The sequence below is a fragment of the Feifania hominis genome, assembly GCF_014384765.1.
In the GTDB taxonomy this organism is placed as follows: domain Bacteria; phylum Bacillota; class Clostridia; order Oscillospirales; family Feifaniaceae; genus Feifania; species Feifania hominis.
In genome coordinates, this window is the sequence record NZ_JACRSP010000002.1 from 357,921 (window position 1) to 376,291 (window position 18,371).

The 18,371-nt window shown below is 59.3% G+C and carries 10 protein-coding genes and 1 pseudogene; 3 read left to right on the forward strand and 8 right to left on the reverse strand.

Annotated elements, in window-relative coordinates; genetic code table 11:
- The 6 genes from H8695_RS05205 to H8695_RS05230 all read right to left on the reverse strand — a co-directional run bounded on the left by H8695_RS05205 (position 1) and on the right by H8695_RS05230 (position 10,195).
- The gene (locus H8695_RS05205) at positions 1–915 is read right to left on the reverse strand and encodes a DUF1848 domain-containing protein (RefSeq protein ID WP_249299843.1); all 915 of its coding nucleotides are present in this window, start codon (positions 913–915) and stop codon (positions 1–3) included.
- 103 nt (positions 916–1,018) lie between these two features.
- Positions 1,019–1,930 (reverse strand): substrate-binding domain-containing protein, encoded by a 912-nt coding sequence (locus H8695_RS05210; RefSeq protein ID WP_249299844.1) that lies wholly within the window; start codon positions 1,928–1,930, stop codon positions 1,019–1,021.
- Between the two features lie 12 nt (positions 1,931–1,942).
- The gene (locus H8695_RS05215) at positions 1,943–3,427 is read right to left on the reverse strand and encodes a WG repeat-containing protein (RefSeq protein WP_249300269.1); all 1,485 of its coding nucleotides are present in this window, start codon (positions 3,425–3,427) and stop codon (positions 1,943–1,945) included.
- A gap of 124 nt (positions 3,428–3,551) precedes the next feature.
- On the reverse strand, positions 3,552–5,681 hold the full coding sequence (locus tag H8695_RS05220; protein ID WP_249299845.1) for a YcdB/YcdC domain-containing protein: 2,130 nt from the start codon (positions 5,679–5,681) through the stop codon (positions 3,552–3,554).
- 97 nt (positions 5,682–5,778) lie between these two features.
- Entirely contained in the window at positions 5,779–9,489 is a 3,711-nt protein-coding gene (locus H8695_RS11660) for an FtsX-like permease family protein (RefSeq protein ID WP_249299846.1), read from the reverse strand.
- 1 nt (position 9,490) lies between these two features.
- Positions 9,491–10,195 carry an ABC transporter ATP-binding protein gene (locus tag H8695_RS05230; RefSeq protein WP_249299847.1) on the reverse strand — a complete coding sequence of 235 codons (705 nt, stop codon included), beginning with the start codon at positions 10,193–10,195 and terminating at the stop codon, positions 9,491–9,493.
- A gap of 199 nt (positions 10,196–10,394) precedes the next feature.
- On the opposite strand from H8695_RS05230, the gene H8695_RS05235 reads away from it, so the two are divergent.
- Together H8695_RS05235 and H8695_RS05240 are read left to right on the forward strand one after the other, a co-directional pair.
- Positions 10,395–11,609: an AI-2E family transporter gene (locus H8695_RS05235; protein WP_249299848.1), complete on the forward strand. Its 1,215-nt coding sequence runs from the start codon at positions 10,395–10,397 to the stop codon at positions 11,607–11,609.
- Positions 11,606–12,931: pseudogene (locus tag H8695_RS05240) on the forward strand (APC family permease). The gene H8695_RS05235 and the pseudogene H8695_RS05240 overlap by 4 nt, the downstream one beginning before the upstream one ends.
- Positions 12,932–12,975: 44 nt before the next feature.
- Here H8695_RS05240 and H8695_RS05245 read toward each other — a convergent pair.
- Both H8695_RS05245 and H8695_RS05250 read right to left on the reverse strand, forming a co-directional pair.
- Complete coding sequence (locus tag H8695_RS05245; protein WP_249299849.1) at positions 12,976–14,337, reverse strand: MATE family efflux transporter; 1,362 nt, start codon at positions 14,335–14,337, stop codon at positions 12,976–12,978.
- A gap of 90 nt (positions 14,338–14,427) precedes the next feature.
- Positions 14,428–14,943 carry a YcxB family protein gene (locus tag H8695_RS05250; protein ID WP_249299850.1) on the reverse strand — a complete coding sequence of 172 codons (516 nt, stop codon included), beginning with the start codon at positions 14,941–14,943 and terminating at the stop codon, positions 14,428–14,430.
- Positions 14,944–15,202: 259 nt separating this feature from the next.
- On the opposite strand from H8695_RS05250, the gene H8695_RS05255 reads away from it, so the two are divergent.
- On the forward strand, positions 15,203–18,286 hold the full coding sequence (locus tag H8695_RS05255; protein ID WP_249299851.1) for a phosphodiester glycosidase family protein: 3,084 nt from the start codon (positions 15,203–15,205) through the stop codon (positions 18,284–18,286).
- Positions 18,287–18,371: the final 85 nt, after the last annotated feature.

Consider the following 18,371-nt stretch of genomic DNA (forward strand, 5'->3'; position numbering starts at 1 on the left):
CTACAACTCCCATCTCATCTGCAGATTTTTCTCGCGGCGGCGCGTCACACGGTCGAGCGGCCCCAACGTGCTGCCGAGCAGCGGCAAATCGGCGGGACACGGCAGGGGCTCCGGCCGGCCGAAGCTCGCGTAGCAGTAACGGCAGCCGTTTTTGCAGGTGTCATAGGCGCCGATGTCCACGCTCGCATCGCATCCACAGGCCGCACGGCCGCCGTTTGGCCGCCCCCGCGGAATCTCGCGTCCCGCAATGCGCGACAGGAGCGCCGCGTCAATACACTTGCCCCGCGTCACACCGACGCCGGTGAGATCCGTCGCCTCGGCACAGGCCTCAAGCAAAAAACCATGCCGGTGCGCGATCTCGCAGAGCCGCCCGGCGAGGGTGCGCATCTGCTCTTCTCCGGGCAGACTGGCGCCGAGCGCATGCAGATTCTTCTCAATTTTCCGGTAGCTGTCCACAAAGCTGACAACCGCCCTCTCGGCAGAGCCCTCAAGCGCCGCCGCAATCGTCTCGAAAGCCGCCCGATGAAACGCCTCGTCATAGCGCCCGCTCAGCAGAATCGGATCGTAGCGCCAGATGAGCCGGCAGGGGCCGAGCCGACGCGCGAGGGTCCTGAACACCTCGATGCGCTCATCGAGAGCAGGCAGTCCCGGCTCCACCTCGCGGCCATAGGGATTGACCGTGGCCTGTATGTAAAACGGAATGTCCGCGAGCACATCGAGCGCGCCGAGCAGCGGCGCGGGATATTTGCTCCAGAAGACGATGCCGTCAAGCTCCGGAGCCCTGAGCGGCACATGGGATATCTGGCGCGGGTTGACAGGGTTTCTCACCAGCGCATATCCCTCGCGCAGGCGGTTCAAAAACCAGTCCATATGCCAGTGGGGCAGATCGGTGCGGCGGCTCGCGCTGACAATCAAAACATACCGCCTCCCCCTCCTGCATTCCACTGCCAGTATACTGAAAAAAAGCTCTCTTCGCAAGAAAAAAGCGGCGGCCGAAGCCGCCGCTTTTCCACTCTGTTTATTTCACCGGCACATAGCCCTCTCGCTCCACGAGCTCGAGACCCTGCGCCGAGCGAATCCAGTCGTAGAGGATGTAGACAGGGTCGTCCTGCGCTTTCCCTTTCGGAATGACAACGTAGAAGTCGTTGGTGTAGGGATACTCCTTTGAGGCGATGGTCTCGTTGCTCGGCGCAACACCGTCAACACTGAGAATCTTTGAGCGCGAGAGCTTGTCAGTCTCCATGTTGGTCAGATAGTAATAGACCGTGTAGCCGAGCGCATCTTTGGAGTTTTCATAGTCGGCGACCACCTCGAGCAGACCGATCATCGAGCCGATGACCTTGTCGGTGGGGGCGTCCATCAGTTCGTCACCGAGGTCGATCAGCTTGTCAAAGAGCGTCTGGCTGCCGCTGTCCTTGTTTCTCTGGTAGGGGATGATCTCACTCTGCGAGCCGCCCACCTCGCTCCAGCTCTTGAGTTTGCCGCGGTAGATGTCTTTGATCTGCTCGGTGCTCAGAGAGTCGATCGGGTTGTCCTCGCCTGTGATAAACACCAGCGCGTCGCGGCCAACCGGCGTCATCTCCCACTCGAAGCCCTGCTCCTCGGCGTACTCTTTCGCCTCCTGCGACGGCTCATAGGCCAGCAGAATGTCAAAGGTGCCGTCGACCAGAGCCTTGTAATTGTCGGTGGTCGACCCCTCAAACACGATGAGTTGGCCCGCCGACTCCCGGTCGATGCCGAGAACAGAGGCCGTCACCGCCTCGCCGAGCGGCAGCGCCGCCAGCGATCCGCCCATCCTGGGGTAATTGTCCTGTGTGAATACAAAGGTTCCGTCGGGCTGTGAGGGCTCCTGTTTTGGCGCGCAGCCCGAAAATCCCGCCGCGAGCGCTGCCGCAAGCAGAAGCGCCGTGAGTTTCTTCGCGTTTTTCATCGTGTTCTCCTCCTAGTCCAATGTTGTTGTGGGAATTCGGATAATCCAGTTCTCCTCAAGGTCAACAATCCCCGAGTAGAGCGCACCCTGCACATCAAAGTACCCGTTTCCGAGGTCGCGGATGGAGCGGTAGTTCTGCGAGATCAGAAAATTCCCCTCGGCGTCGATCAACCCTGTGCGGCCGCTGCCCGTATCGCTCACAAGAATGGCATCATTCAAGACGTAGGCATAGCAGTCGTGAAACAGCGGACCGACCTGATTGCCCTGCCGGTCGACGAGCATGACATCCTGTGTATAGCCCTCGTCGGTGGCGGACGAAATCATTGTCACAATCAGAGGCAGCTGCTCGCCGCAGTAACTCACATACTCGCCGCCGTCGATGTGAAATTGTCCCTCGGACGTGAAGACGTCAATGCCGTCGTTGATCCTCTGGTAGAAGACATTGCCCCCTGTGGAGCTCGCTGCCTGGCTGTGGTTCGGCAGCTCAAGAAAGGTATTGCTCACCGTGTCAAAGAGCGAGTAGACGCCATTTTTGCACACGCTGACCGTTGTGTCGCCGTTCCAGAAGCTGACGTAGTCATACTCGGCCGGCAGAATCTCTCTTCCGTCGGCGTCTATCACACCGTATCCTGTCTGCGTCTGAACGGTATAGAGTCCTGCGCCGTTCGACTGGATGTATTGATATTGCGGCTCGACAACCCAGTTGAAGTTTTCATCGAGGATTCCCCACTGGCCCTCCCGCAGCATGACAGTCGCGCGTCCCTGTTCCAGAGAGCCGATGGAGCGAAACGCGGGAGATTCCACCGGTGTGCCGTCCTCCCGGTAGAAGCGGTAGCCGTAATTCTCCTCGTCAACCGGGCCGCTGACCACGTAAAACTCATCCATCGCGTAGTCGAGATAGCCCTGTATTTCAGGAAAGAGGGGCTGTGCATCCTCAAGGGAGTAGAGTGTGCTGTAGGTGAGATAGAGATCATCCTCCCAAGCCGAGCGGCAAAAAGCGAATTTCCCGTTACCAAAGTAACCGAGATAGCCTGCCTGCGGCCCAAGGGACCAGCGGCCCTGCCCGTCTATCACGACGGTGAGCTCCGTGTAATCGGACTCGGTCGCGTTTTCCTCATCCATCAGAAGACTTGCGCTGATGATCCGATTGCCCTCGCTGTCCTCCCTTACATGGACACTGCGATAGACCGGATCCACCACAATGCGACCCTGCGCGTCGCACAGGCCATAGATGGCCTGCACCTCCCAGGTTCCCTCGCCGATAATCTTGCCCGCGTAGGGGTAGAGCTCACCGTAGTCGTCGCGCGGGATGAGGTGATCGGTATACTCCTCATAGTAGCGGCTGCTGATCTCCCGCACGCCCTCATAGGGCTCGAGATCCGGCAGGCGTGTCAGATGAAACGCCGTCGTCGGCGTCTCATCCGGGCTGTCGTTTGCAGGCTGCCCGGTGCAGCCCACACAGCTCAAAAGCAGTGCGGCGGCCAGCAGGCAGATCACTTTTTTCAAGGCGGACACCTCCCCGGTTAAGTTCAAAAGACCGTCTGCTCTTTAGACGGTTATATGGCCGGTATTGTTCCAGATAAAAGAGGCGGCGCACACAGTGCGCCGCCTCTTGTTGTCCCTATCGGCTCAAATAGTTGTAGAGCATGAAAGCCGCCTCCGCCCGGGTGGCGGTGCGCGCGGGGGCAAAATTGCCCGCACCGTCGCCGTGCACCACGCCGAGCCCCTGGGCAATGGCCGCATAGCCGAGCACGTCCTCCGGGATGTTCGCGGCATCCCGGAAAGAGCAGCGGAAGATACCCGGGAGCTTCGCGACCTCCCCATACCCCGCGCTGTCAAGCAGCAGGCGCACCGTCTCGGCCCGGGTCATCAGCCGGTTCGGATCGCGCTCGGCCCGGGTGAGAAGCCCCATGTTGTAAGCGACTTCGTAGAGGCTCTCGAGCTCCTGCTCCCCGCCCGCCGGGTCAAAGAGATGGCCCTGTGTACTCGTCAGCAGCGCGAGAAGATCGCGCTGGGTGAGCGCTTCGTTGGGACGGAAGCTGCCGCCGAGATATCCGACGCCATATTTTGCGAGCGTCTCAATCTGGGGATAGGCGGCGCCGAGGTCGTCGTAGGTGATCGCCCGGCTCACACTCTCATAAAAGATGGCCTCGCCAGTCTTGGCGTCTATACCGCGCACCGTCCTGTCGCTCTCGAGCGTGTAGGCGAGCTTCAGACGATAGAGGTAGCCGTAGCCCGTCTCGGCGAGCGGTCTGTAGTCCGGCGCCGAGAGGTCGATCTTCTCCGGCAGACTGCGGTAGCCGAGCTCCACCGCAAACGTGGCGAAATAGGCCGCGAGTGCCTCGTCCTGCGAGACAATGCCCTCGGCGCTGTCAAAGGTCACTTCAAGATCAAAATCACTATAGTAGGTTGAGATGGAGCCGTCGCTCGCATCCACGCCGACCGTGATGCTGTTGGCGGGCAGGAAGTAGCCCTCGTGCCGATGCGCATAGGTCAGCGAGTGAAACATCGTGTATTTGTCGTCTCTCGCATCGCTGCTTGCATAGAGCGCAGATTTTGCAAAAGCCTCGCCGCACTGCTCACGCAGAAAGGCCTCGGCTGTGGTCTGAGCGGCAGAAAAGCTCACCGGGCGGGCGGCATTCTCCTCATAGGGAGCGCTGCTGGAAACCGCCAAAAGCGCGCCGGTTCTGGCGTTTTGGGTGACGTTCCTGCGCCAGATGCCGTTGTCCGTCTTTTTGGCATACTGCAGGCGGGCCGACACGTCTGCCGTCTCCCGGTCCACCGAGTAGGAGACATTCGCCAGCGTGTAGCCGGACAGTCCCAGCGCGTCGATGCCCCTCGCTTTGGCGTCGAGCTGCTGCTTTGTCAGCACGCCGTCAAGTTTCTCGATTCCGTCGAGTTCCGACTCGCTGAGACCCAGGTCGGCTGTCGACTCATTGGTCGCGCCGCCGGCGCCGGGAGACGATTTTATCGCGTCCTCATAGCGCTCGCTGACATTGACAAGCTCGCCGGTCGCGGCGTCGACCAGATACTCGTCGCCTCTCTCAGGCAGATAGCGCAGCACGGCCCGGTTCCCCTCATCCGACAGAACATACTCAAGGCGCAGCGAGAGCTTCTGTTTAAGCAGTTCCCCCGCGTGTTGTGCGCTCGCTGCCGGCACAGCCGACGGGATGCCGCCGATGTGCTGCTCGCTTACGTCGTCACGGCGGAAGTGTACAATCTTTCCGTCCGCCGCGCGCACCGAGATGGAGACGGACAGCGGCGAGGGCAGACCATTGAGTAAAACGGTTCCGCTGAAGTAGTACCGGGTGGTGCCGAGGGAGCCGACCGTGTCGTTTTCCTCAAGCGAGACGCTCTCGATCGGCTTTTCAAGCACCGTACCCAAAAAGGTCATGGCCGCCGCGTGGGCCTCCTCCCTGCTCATCTTGGGAAACGAGGGCGCAAAGCCCCGCCCGCCGCTCTCTGCGAAATCATCGGAGTAGCGGTAGGTGAGCACCTTGCCCGACTCGAGCGCCTGCACGGTGAGCGAGCGCCCCTGCGCGCTCCACTGAAGCCGCCAGCACGGGCTCAGAGTACCCTCCTCGAGCTCGCCGTAAAACTCGTCGTACTCGTCGCCGATGCCGAGCGTGTTCTTCACAGCGCTCGTCACGGCGGCAAGGCGGGTCTTCACATCCTCCTGCGCAGCGCCGGCCGGAAGCGCTGCGCCGCAGAGAAGCACCACCGAAAGTAGAATTGCCAGATACTTTTTCATCCGAAATCCCTCCCGATTTTTCTGATATCCGTTTAGACGGAAAAATGTGGCGTAAGTTCCAAAAAAAGCGGCGTGGAAAATTCCACGCCGCCTCTTGTTATTCCACTGATTTGAGTGATTCGACCATGCTGACCTTTTTGAGTCTCTGGTGCATCACCAGGTTGACCACAATGGCAAATACAAAAGTCATCACCGCCGCATACAGATAGCTCATGGGCTGAATCTGACGGCCGAACATCACAATGTCGATCTCGGCTGTGACAATGACAAAGTGGTGCAGCAGCACGCCCCCAAAGAGCCCTGCAACGGTGCCGATCAGGGTCAGCGCCATGTTCTCCCGGTAGACATAGGCCGAAACCTCCCGGTCGTAAAACCCGAGCACCTTGATGGTCGCTATCTCGCGGATTCGCTCGGTCACATTGATGTTGGTCAGATTGTAGAGTACCACGAATGCGAGCGCACCCGCCGCCACAATCAGCACGATGACCACCATGTCAAGGCTCCTGATAACGTCGCCGAACTGATCGCGGATGTCGGCCGTGCTCGTCGCGGTGAGCACGGCATCGTCGAGCAGCAGGTCTTTCGAGAGAGCCTCCTGCTCGCCCGCATGGCCGTCGGCCATTGTGATGGTCAGACCGTTGAACGCGGGCGGCTCACCGAAACAGCTCTCATAGAGCGCCGGTGAGAGAAACACATAGTGGTAGGTGTAGTTTTCCATCACACCCGAAATGGGCACCTCCACGCTTTTTCCCGTGCTGTCACGAAGCGAAATCCGGTCGCCCGGGCTGAGATCAAGCTGTGTCGCGAGCTTCTCTGTGATGACCGCACCGGTGTCGTCAAAGGCGACCGGCGTCTCGGAGCGCCGCTCGCGCATGGTGACAAACTGCCCCAGCAGCTCGCCGCTCTGCGGCACAAAGAGGTTGACCTCCATCGTGCCGGTATCCGCGACCGCGTCATAGGTGTCCTGCAGCATGAGCATGCTCGAGCCGACTCTGTCGTCTCGTTCGACGCTCGCACGCACTTCGTTCGCGCCGTCCTGCTCATCGTTTAAAATCACCATGAGATCGTAGTGAAAGATCTCGTCGAACTGTACGGCGATGATGTCGTTGATCGAGTCCTTGACGCCGAAGCCTGTGAGCATCAGCGCGGCGCACCCGGCAATACCGACAACCGTCATCAGCATGCGCTTTTTGTAGCGGAAGAGGTTGCGCGCCGTCACTTTCTGAATGAAGCCCAGATGATTCCAGAGAAAGCCGATTCGCTCAAGAAAGATCCGTTTGCCCGCCTTGGGCGCTTTCGGGCGCATCAGCTGCGCAGGCTCGGTCGCAAGCTCTCTGTAGCAGGCAGCGAGCGCCGAGACAACCGTACAGGCCACAGCCGCAGCGGTGGAGATGAGCGCAAGGCCGCCGTGGAAAGGCGTGAGCACGTCAGGCAGCTGGTACATGATGCCGTAGGCGTTGAAGATGACCGTCGGGAAGAGCCAGAATCCCACTGCGAGTCCCACCGCACTGCCAAGCAGACTCGCGACCACCGCATAGAGCACATACTTTGACGCGATGGCAAATTTCCCATAGCCGAGAGCCTTGACTGTACCAATCTGGGTGCGCTGCTCCTCCACCATGCGGGTCATGGTGGTCAGGCACACGAGCGCCGCCACCACTAGAAAGAACAGCGGAAAAATCTGTGCGATGGCGTTGATGCGGTCGGCGTTGTCGTAGTAACCCTTTGCACCCGCGTTGTCGCTGCGGTCGTAGTAGTACCACACCGGCGTCTTGAGCTCGGCAAGCTCCTGCTCGGCGTCGGCAATCTCCGCCTTTGCATCGGCGATCTCCTGGTCCGACTCGCGCTTGCCGTCCTCATACTCCCGCTCGCCGTCGGCGAGCTCTCGGCGGCCCTCGGCGAGATCGTTTCGGGCCTTTTTGAGTTCACTCTCACCCCTGGCCTTTTCGTCTTCAAACTCCGCCGTCTTCTCCGCAAGCGTCACATAGCCGTCGTCGAGTTCCTGTCGGGCATCGGCAAGCTTCTTCTTCGCGTCGTCAAGCTCGGTTTTGGCCTCGCTGAGCTCCCGCTCGGCGTCTTCGATCTCAATGCGGGCGTCGTCGAGCTTCTTCTTGTTCTCCTCCAGTTCCGCCTTGCCCTCGGCAAGCTCCTCGCGGGCCTTTTTGAGCTCCCGCTCGCCCGACTCCAGGCTGCGCGCGGCGCTCTCAAGCTGTGAGCGCGCGCTGTTGATCTCAGTCCAGCCTCTGTCAATGGTCTGCTGCTGCGTGTCGAGCTGCGTCTCCATCCCGTCGAGCATCCCGCCGAACACCACGGCGGCGCCGGGATCCAGTGTGCCCGCTTTCGCCTGCTCGATGTAGCTCTGAACAAAGGCGCCGAGCGTCGGCTCGTAGGCCGACGCACCGGCCACAATCGCAGCCGCCTGCTCATCGGAAACGGCGGTGGGCGCCGCCGCGACGACGCGCAGCGAGGCGAGAAGCTGCTGGCCCTGTTCCAGAGCTGTCTGGCCCTGCCGCAGCTTCTCTTCGTTGGCCGCTATTTCATCCCAGCCTGCGCTGACCTTGCGCCAGCCGGCGTCGATGCTCATCACAGCCTCGTAGATCTGGCGCTCCGCGTCTGCGATCTCCGCCTCGGCCTTTGGAATCTCTATATCCGCCTTGGCCTTGGCATCCAGGTACTCAAGCCGCCCCTCTTCAAAGTCGGCGACGCCCTCGTTGTACTCCGCGAGGCCCTTCTCGTATTCGGCGACGCCGTCGGCATATTCCGTCTCGCCGTCGGCGAGCTCCTGCCGGGCGTCGGCGAGCTGCTGCTCGGCATCGGCAATCTTCTCGTCAAACTCCCGCTGTGCGTCGGCGAGCTCCCTCTCCCCGTCGCGCAGCTCTTCTCTCGCATCGTCAAGTTCGCGGCGCGCCTTGGAAAGCTCCTCCTGCTGGGTCTTCTCGCCGTCGGCGAGCTCGAGTTTTGCATCGTCGATCTTCTCGCGTGCCTCAGCGACGATTTCCTCATAGCGCTCAATCTCGCGGCGCTCACCCACGGCCTCAATGTTGACGCGGGCTTTTTTCAGCAGCGCGGCATACTCCTGCTCGTAGCTTTTGACGTCCGCCGTGCCCCGGACAGTCAGGTAGACTTCGGTGTAGACCTCAGTCTTGAACTCCGACTCGGGCAGCATGGCGTAGTAGGTGACACTGCCGCTGCCGATTGTGGTGTTGCCGCGCTCAAACGAGATGTAATAGGGCGACTCAACCATGCCGACGATGGTGTAGCTGCTGTGGCGCAGCGAGTCGGTGATGGGATTCTCGGAGTCGCCCGACTCCAGCTCGAGCACATCGCCGATGGAAAGGCCGCTCTTCGAGCCCCCTGTAAAGCCGCTGACCACATCGCCGTTTGCCTCAATGAGACACTCGCCCGGCTTCTCCGGGTAGCGTCCGGCCTTGAGAACCGGTCGGTTGATGTAGTCGGGATCCCCCTCGCCGCGGGTCTCCGGGTAGGCGTGAAGCCGTACGACGCGCCCCGCGCCGTCGCCCGTGACCACCGCATCCACCGAGTAGGAGGGCATCAGCCCCTCGACCACCGAAAGCGAACGAAGCGCCTGCACATCGTCCTCGGTGAAGCCGTAGGTCGATACGAGACGCATATCCATCAGGTTGTTCTCTTTGAAAAAGGTGTCCGCCGTGAGCTTCATATCGGGCCCTGTGGCCTTGATGCCCGCAAAGAAGCCGACCCCCAGCGCCACAATGGCAAAGATGGACAGAAAGCGCGTGCGCGTCTTCCAGATTTCGCGGAAGATGTCCTTGAGAAATGACCTGCTCACGTTACCATTCAATCCTTTCCACCGGCAGGGGCTCGGGATTCAATGTGACGCTGCGAACCTTGCTGTTTTTCATTTTGATTACGCGGTCGGCCATGGGGGTGATCGCCTGGTTGTGAGTGATGACAATCACGGTCATACCACTCTCGCGGCAGGTGTCCTGCAGCAGCTTTAAAATGGTCTTACCGGTCTCATCGTCGAGCGCGCCTGTCGGCTCGTCGCACAGCAGCAGCTTCGGCCGCTTTGCGAGAGCGCGGGCAATGGCGACGCGCTGCTGTTCACCGCCCGAGAGCTGCGCCGGAAAGTTTGAGAGCCGCTCGCCGAGGCCCACGCTGCGCAGCACCTCGTCTGCCGGGATCGGGTTGCGGCAGATCTGGCTTGCGAGTTCGACATTCTCGCGTGCCGTGAGATTCTGCACCAGGTTGTAAAACTGAAACACAAAGCCGATGTCATAGCGGCGGTAAGTCGTCATCCTGCGGGGGGTGTACTTGCTGATGTCCTCACCGTCCACAAGAACCACGCCCTCGTCGCAGGTATCCATGCCGCCGAGGATATTGAGAATCGTCGTCTTTCCCGCGCCACTCTGACCCACCACGACCGCGAATTCGCCCTTTTCAATGGAAAAGCTCACGCCGTCGGACGCCGTGATGGTCACCTCGCCCATCCGGTAGCGCTTATAGACATCCTGTAACGTGACAAAACTGCTCATACCAATCACCATTTGTCTTCATTTTGTAGCTCTATTATCCTCGATTTTTACTGAAAAGGTATGAATAATTTATGAATATTGGCCCGGTCGGTTTGTCTTTTCTACTGATTTTATGGAAATTCTTTCATTTCGCCGGCTGAGTGGGTATAATGGTCTTATCAGCGGCCGATTCCAGCGGCCTGCACAGGGAGAGCACACGATGAAATTTGAGAGAAACAACCGCTATTTTCAAATTGCGCTTTACGCCTTTGGCGTGATTGCGGCGTCCACGCTGCTGGCACTGTTTTTGATGAACTACTCCTACTTCAGCAGCCGCTTTGCGGCCTTTTTCGCGCTGCTCACGCCCTTTGTGTATGGCTTTGTCTTCTCCTATCTGCTCAACCCCTGCCTGAATTTCGTCGAGCGAAAGCTGCTTTGCCGGGTGGACAAGCCGCGGCTCAAGCGCGTGCTCGGGCTGATCCTGACGTATTTGTTCGTCCTGCTGCTCATCGCGGTGTTTCTCTATATCGTGGCGCCCCAGATCGGCACAAGTCTCGCGGGGCTTGTCTCTTCGACGCCAGCCTATCTGCGCCAGTTTGAAATCTTTCTCAACACCACCGTGCGCGAGCTTCTCGAAAACCTGTCCATCGACGCGGCGACCATCGAGCGCATCATCACCCCCGCAGAGGAGATCTTCGCAAAAGTCGGAACCTATCTGCTCGACAACATCCCCCAAATTCTCAACTTCACTCTCGCCGTGACATCGGGGCTGAAGAACTTCGCTCTCGGCTTCATCATCTCCATGTACATGCTCTACAGCCGCGAGCGGTTCATCGCCCAGTCAAAGAAGATCACCTATGCCATTCTGCCGAAAAAACGGGCAGATGGCGCAATGGGTCTCTTCCGCTTTGTTCACAAAACATTCTCCGGCTTCATCACGGCCAAGCTCGTCGACTCGGCCATCATCGGTGTGCTCTGCTTTATCGGCATGAGCATTCTGCGCATCCCCTACGCGCCGGTCATCAGCCTCATCGTCGGCATCACCAACGTCATTCCCTATTTTGGCCCTTTCATCGGCGCAATTCCGAGCATCATCATCGTCTTCTTCGAGAGCCCGATCAAAGCGGTGATCTTCGCCGTCTTCATCCTTGTGCTGCAGCAGTTTGACGGCAATGTGCTCGGGCCCCGGCTGATGAGCAACTCGACCGGTATCTCGGCTTTCTGGGTCATCTTTGCGGTTCTGGTCTTCGGCGGTCAGTTCGGCCTTGTCGGCATGTTCATCGGCGTGCCTGCCTTTGCCGTGCTCTTCACCATTGTGCGCTCGATCATTGAGAGCCGTCTGAAAAAGAAAAACATGCCCGTCTCCACTGCAAGCTATATGGTCCCCGGTGAGATCGAGCCCGTCAAAACAACCAGTGAGGAGCCTCGTCCATGAATCATATTCCCCGCCGGTATGGCCTGCTGACCGCCTGCACCATGATCGTCGGCATCGTCATCGGCTCCGGCATCTTCTTTAAGACCGACAACATCCTCATGAGCACCGGCGGCAGCGTCACATTTGGAGTGCTGCTGTTTGTTCTGGGGGCGGTGAGCATCGTCTTCGGCAGTCTCACCATTGCGCAGCTCGCCTCGCGCACCGACGAACCCGGCGGCATTGTCGGCTACGCGCGCGCCTTTCTCTCACCGCGCACCGCCTGTATCTTCGGCTGGTTTCAGGCCTTTGTCTACTTCCCGACGCTCACAGCCGTAGTCTCCTATGTGGTGGGGGTCTATCTTGATATGCTCTTCGCGTGGCACCTCACGCTGGGACCCACTGTTTTAGTCGGCTTTTGCGTGATGAGCGCACTGTTTGTCTTCAACACACTCTCAGCGCGCCTGGGCGGCTGGCTGCAAAACACCGCGACCATCGTCAAGCTCATTCCCCTTTTCTTCTTCATCGCCGCAGGGCTGCTCTTTTGAAAGCCTCAGGCTGTGCTGAGTGCCCCCGCAGTGAAATCAGTCGGCACCTTTGCCATACTGGCCGCTGTCGGCCCGATTGCGTTCTCCTTTGACGGGTGGATTGTCTCGACCTCCATCGCCCACGAGATCAAAGACGCACGGCGCAATCTTCCCATTGCGCTGACCGTGGGCGCCGGGTTTGTACTTCTCGTCTATGCGCTCTACTTCGTCGGCATGTGCGCTCTCGTGGGGCCAGATACCATCCTGGCGCTCGGCGACGCGCACATCTATGTCGCCGCAGAACAGTTCCTCGGCAGCGCCGGGGCAAAACTTGTGCTCATCTTTGTCGTGATCTCGGTCGTCGGCACAGTCAATGGTCTTGTGCTCGGCAGCATCCGCCTGCCCTATTCGCTGGCGCTTCACGGGTACTACCCCGGCTCCCGGCGAATCGCGCGGCTGAACCCACGCCTGGGTCTCTCACCCTGGTCGGCGGGCGCCGCCTGGCTGACCGCCGCTGTCTGGATGGCCGCGCACTACCTCACCCAGAGGTTTCATCTGCTGCCGAACTCCGACATCTCAGAGATCTCCATTGTCATGAGCTATCTGCTCTACCTGCTGCTGTACGTCAGAGTCTTCTCGCTCTACCGCCGCGGCGAGATCCGCGGCGCCGTGCGCGGTGTGCTCTGTCCGCTTCTCGCGGCGATGGGGTCGCTGTTCATCCTGACCGGCGGCATGCAAAACCCGTTTTTTCCCTGGTATGCGGCGTTCTGCTGTCTTGTCATGGCAGCGGGAGGGCTCTACCATCACCGCCACACATAAAAAAACAGAGGCCCGAGCAGCTTGCTCGGGCCTCTTTCATAAGATCATTGTGCCGGTTCAGCGGCGGGGAACATCTTCTTATAGGAAAAGGCGAAGACCGTACAGGTCGTCAGTGTGGCCAGTGTGTCGGCAATCGGCTCGGCGGTGAAGATGCCGGTAACACCAAAGGGCCGCGCTAGAATCATCACCAGCGGAATGAGCAGTACCACCTTGCGCAACAGCGCCAGGAAGAGTGAGATTTTCGCCCGGCCGACCGCCATAAAAGTCTGCTGGCAGGCAATCTGAGCCCCCATGAGAAAATAGGCGCTCATGAAGATCCGAATGGCCCACGTCGTGTAGGCGATGACCGGCGCCTTGTCGGAGAAGATCCCGATGAACACCTGCGGGAAGAGCATGACCGAGCCCCAGATGACAACCGCCATGGAGAACGAAGACGCCAGCAGCAGCCAGAATGCCCGCTTGCAGCGGTGGTACTGCTTCGCGCCATAATTGTAGCTGATGATGGGCTGGGCGCCCTGGGTCAGCCCCATCACCGGCATGAGTGCGAACTGCATGATGCTCGCAATGATGGTCATTGCGCCCACGGCCTCGTCGCCACCCTGCGCCTGAAGATTCGCATTGAGCACGATGTTGAGCAGACTCTCAGTCGCCTGCATGACAAAGGGCGCCATGCCGAGCGCCAGCACCGGCAGGATGTACTCCTTTTTCAACCGGAGATTTGCCGCGCGAATGCGCAGCTTCGAGCGTTTTCCAAAGAGAAATTGCAGCACCCATGCCGCCGAGACCGCCTGGGAGAGTATGGTCGCGAGTGCCGCGCCCTGTACTCCCATATCCAGCGCGAACATGAAAATCGGGTCGAGCACAATGTTCAAACACGCCCCGATGAGAATGGTGAGCATTCCCGTCTTGGCGTAGCCCTGCGTGTTGATGAAAGAATTGAGCCCCAGCGCAATCTGCACAAAGACCGTTCCCACAAGATAGATGGTGATGTACTGCGTCGCGTAGACGACCGTGTCTTCACTCGCGCCGAACATCATCAAAAGCGGTCTCTCAAACACGAGGAAGAACACGGTGAGCAGCACTGACAGCGACAGCAGCACCGTCACACAGTTGCCCAGAATCTTCTCGGCCTTGTCGTTGTTGCCCTCGCCCATGGCGATGGCCGCCCGCGGCGCGCCGCCCATGCCGACCAGCGCCGAGAACGCGGAGATGAGCATGATGATGGGGAACGTGACGCCGACGCCGGTAAGCGCCGTCTGACCGATATCCGGCAGGCGGCTGATGTACATGCGGTCGACAACGTTGTAGAGGGCGTTGATCAGCTGCGCGAAAATGGCGGGCATCGCCAGCCGAAACAGGAGCTTGCCGATGCTTCCCGACCCGAGGTCGGCAGAGGACTGATTCAAAGAGATCTCTTCCTTTCATAAGAATCTACATAGGAAAAATATTACCACAAATGGGCCCTGGTTTCCACAAAAAAAGAGCCTTGCGGCTCTTTAAACCTCTCTCTGGCTTGTCACCTTGCGGCGCAGCAGACGCGAGAGTTCCTTTGCGCGGCCGCCCTCAATCTGGCGCTTGCTCACAGAGAACACTTGCGTCGCGGAGATGTGCAGATAGAAGTGGCTTCTGGTGTCGTACACGCGGGCGATCTGCTCGTAGTGGATGGTGGCCACGCTCTTTTTGTTGGCATAGCGGATCTCACAGGTGAAACCGCTCTGCTCAAAGGTGAGGACGACCATTTTCATCTCACCCGCCGCGGCAATGTAGTCGCGGTAGCTCTTGCGCGAGATGATGAAGTATCGCAGCAGCAAAAGCAGCATGATAACCGCTGCCAGCACGAGATAGAACAGCCCGAAAAACTCGTTTCGCACCAGATCAATCACGCCCCACAGAGCGAGCGCTGCCACAATGACCAGCAAGAGCAGTCCCTTGCGCAGAAGCACATGAAATCCCATATAGGCGTAGTAATCTCTCTTTGGATTTTTGGAATACGCAACGATTGGATACTGCATGGCCCCTCCACAAAACACTTGTTTTCGCCCTTTTTCGCCAGTCCGACAATCCAAATTATACGGCCCCTCTCCCCCCGTGTCAACCAAATTGCAAAAAAGGTCTCAGACAGCCGGACGAAACAAATTTTGTACCCCGACCGTCTAATAACACGTATTGTCTGCGCACATTTTTCCAAAAAGTACTTTTTACATTTGGAAGAATGTAGTGTATGATGGAAAGACCAAGGACAAACCCGCTGAGAAAAAACGGAGGAACACAATGGCAATTTCCAACAGAATCAAACGACTCTTCTCCCTGGTGCTGGCGCTCGCGCTTGTGCTGGGACTCATGCCATCGGCTCTCGCCTATGAGGGCACGGGAAACACCCTCTACACTGAGAGTGTCACCATCGGACCCGGCACAGTCTACACCAACGAGTCCGCCTGGCACAATGGCAACGGGAAAGAGACCAGCTACTACATAGAGTACAAGCCCTCTACATCGGTAAAGCCTGTCGCGGTCTATGGCAACAAACTCTATGGCACATCCAACATCGTCACCGCCACAAAATTTCTCACCGACAAGGGTTACTACGTTCTCGGCGGCATCAACGCCGACTTCTTCTCTCTGCAGACCGGCCTGCCGCTCGGCATGGTGGTCATCGACGGTGTGCTGCGTTCCTCCGACGCGGGCAACAATGCCATCGGCTTCTATCCGAACGGCAGTGCTGTCATCGGCAAACCCGGCCTGACGCTGCAGGCCTCTTACACGCCGCCCGCCATTGACACGAGTATCCCCGCGGAACTGCAGCCCGAGGCGACAACGGCAAAGACCTTTGCGGTCGACCACGTCAACAAGCTGCGCACTGCCGCGGGCGGCGTCTATCTGCTGACTCCTGACTTCTCCACAACCAGCCGCACCTCGACAGACGGGGTAAATGTGCTCATCTATGTGACCAGTGGGTCGCTTCGCATCAGCGGCACTGTCACCGGTAAGATCGCCTCCGTGACTCAGAGTGCTGACGCTGTTGCCATTCCGGATGGCACCATGCTGCTCACCTGCGCGGCAGACGGCCCGGCCGACCGCCTCTCAGGGCTCGCCGTCGGCGGTGAGATCAGCATCACTGTCACCCCTGCGAATGCAAATTGGATCGGCGTCGAGCACGCAGTCGGCGGCGGCGATCTGTTGCTGCAAAACGGCGAGATCATGACCGATCTCGACACCTCCATCTCCAACGCCATTACCCCGCGTTCCGCCGTCGGCATCAAAGCGGACGGTACCGTGGTGCTCTTCGCGGTGGACGGCCGCCAGGCAAGCCACAGCAAGGGGCTCTCGCTGTACGACGTGGCGGCTTTTCTCAAGGAAAAAGGCTGCGTGACCGCACTCAACCTTGACGGCGGCGGCTCGACGTCGTTTGCCGTGCGCAATCCCGGCACCGACGGCTCCGTCGTTGTCAACAAGCCCTCAGACGGCTCCAACCGCAAGGTCGCAAACTTCATCATGCTGGTCAACAATGCGCCCACCACCGGCAACTACGCACGTCTGCACCTGCTGCCCTATAAGGCGGTCGTCATGACCGGAGCGAGTGTGGATTTCACCGTGAACGCGACCGACACCAACTACTATGCCATGCCGGTCAATGTGCCGGTCACACTGACTGCCGAATCCTCTGCCGGCACTGTGTCGGGTCAGACTTTCACTGCGGGAGATAAGCCCTACGAGGGCGTCATCTCGGCTGCCATGGGGGCTGTGACCGGAACGGCAGAGCTGGTCGTGACGGACAAAATCGACGATCTCGTCTTCACCATTGCCGGCAAGAGTTCCTCCGTCACATCGCTCAATCTCGACCCCGGTGAGAAAGTCAGCCTCGTTGCCACCGGCTATCTCAATATGCGTCCGGTCTACTCGAGCAACCGCTCTTTCACCTGGGAGATCGTCGACGGAAACATCGGCTCCGTCGATGAGGACGGCGTTTTCACCGCTGCGAGCGGCGTCGGTCTCACAGGTTCCATCAAGGTCAGCTACAACGGCTTTGAGAAAACTCTTCCGGTCACCATCGGAAAGTCCCCCATTCTCATCGACTCCTTTGAGAGTGGCGTCGGCAGCCTTGTCTCCTACCAGGCGGACGACGGCTCGGCCCGGTTTGCCGCCACGGCGGCCACCGCCAAGGACCAGGTCAAATACGGTTCGTCCGCAGCCGGTCTCTCCTATCAGTTCGGAACTCAGGCGGCGCTTCGTATGAGTGCAAACTACATGCTCTCCTCCAATCCGACCAAACTCAACTTCTGGCTCTACGGTGACGGCTCCGGCAATCAGTTCGGCGTGAGCGTGGAAGACAGCAGCGGCAATGTCACCGATATTCCGGTCACGGCTCTCTCTTTCACCGGCTATCAGGCGTTTTCCGTCGATCTGCCCTCCAAGACTGCGAAGATTGCGGGCTTTACGCTGATGCAGACCGAGGGTGCCGCCAAGAGCGGACAGCTCTATCTTGACCAGCTCGTCGGCTCTTTCGGGGAGTTTCAGGACACCTCTGCACCGTCGATCGTCTTCGCCGATCCCGCCGTGGGAGAAACCGCCGTGTTGACGGCCAGAATCACCGACGGCGGCACCGGCATCTCGACGAGCAACATCACCCTCACTCACGACGGCACAAAGCAGACCTTTACCTACAATGCTGCGACCGGCGATCTGTCTTTTCAGCTTCCGGCCGAGACCGGCGGCGGTCTGCACCGGGTGACCATCACGGCCACCGACTTCTCGGGCAACATCTCCCGCGCGAGCTACGAGTACACAACGGCCGGTGACGACCCAGGCAACATCTTCGTCGACATGGCCGGTCACTGGGCCGCGCCCTATGTCAACTACGCCGCCGCCAACAAGATTCTAAACGGCCAGGTCATTGACGAGCTGACCTACTACAACCCCGACAACAACATGACCCGCGCCGAGTTCGCCGTGGCTCTGTCGAACTTTTTGAAAGTGGACAAGTCCGCCTACTCCGCGACCGAGCTTCCTTTCCTCGACACAGGCGACATCCCCGCCTGGGCGCTCGGCGCCGCGAAAGCCATGTATGCCAAAGGGCTCATCGGCGGCAAGCAGTACAACGACGATATCATCTTTGATCCCTACGCCAGCATCACCCGCGCCGAGATCATGACGATTCTCAGCAGAACTCTGCCCGCCGGCTATGCAGCGCCCGAACTCTCGTTTGCCGATGCAGCTGAGATTCCAGGCTATGCGCTCGAGGCGACCAAGATTCTCTGCAACCTCGGCGTGGTCGGCGGCTATGAGGACGGAACCGTCAAGCCCGGCAACCCCGTCAAGCGTTCGGAGGTCGCCAAAATGCTCTTCGGAATGAATTGACGAGGTCACTCAACTTACAAAAGCGTGCAGACAGACTGTCTGCACGCTTTTTTGCGGGCTGACGCGGCGGCGTATTTGAGAGAGG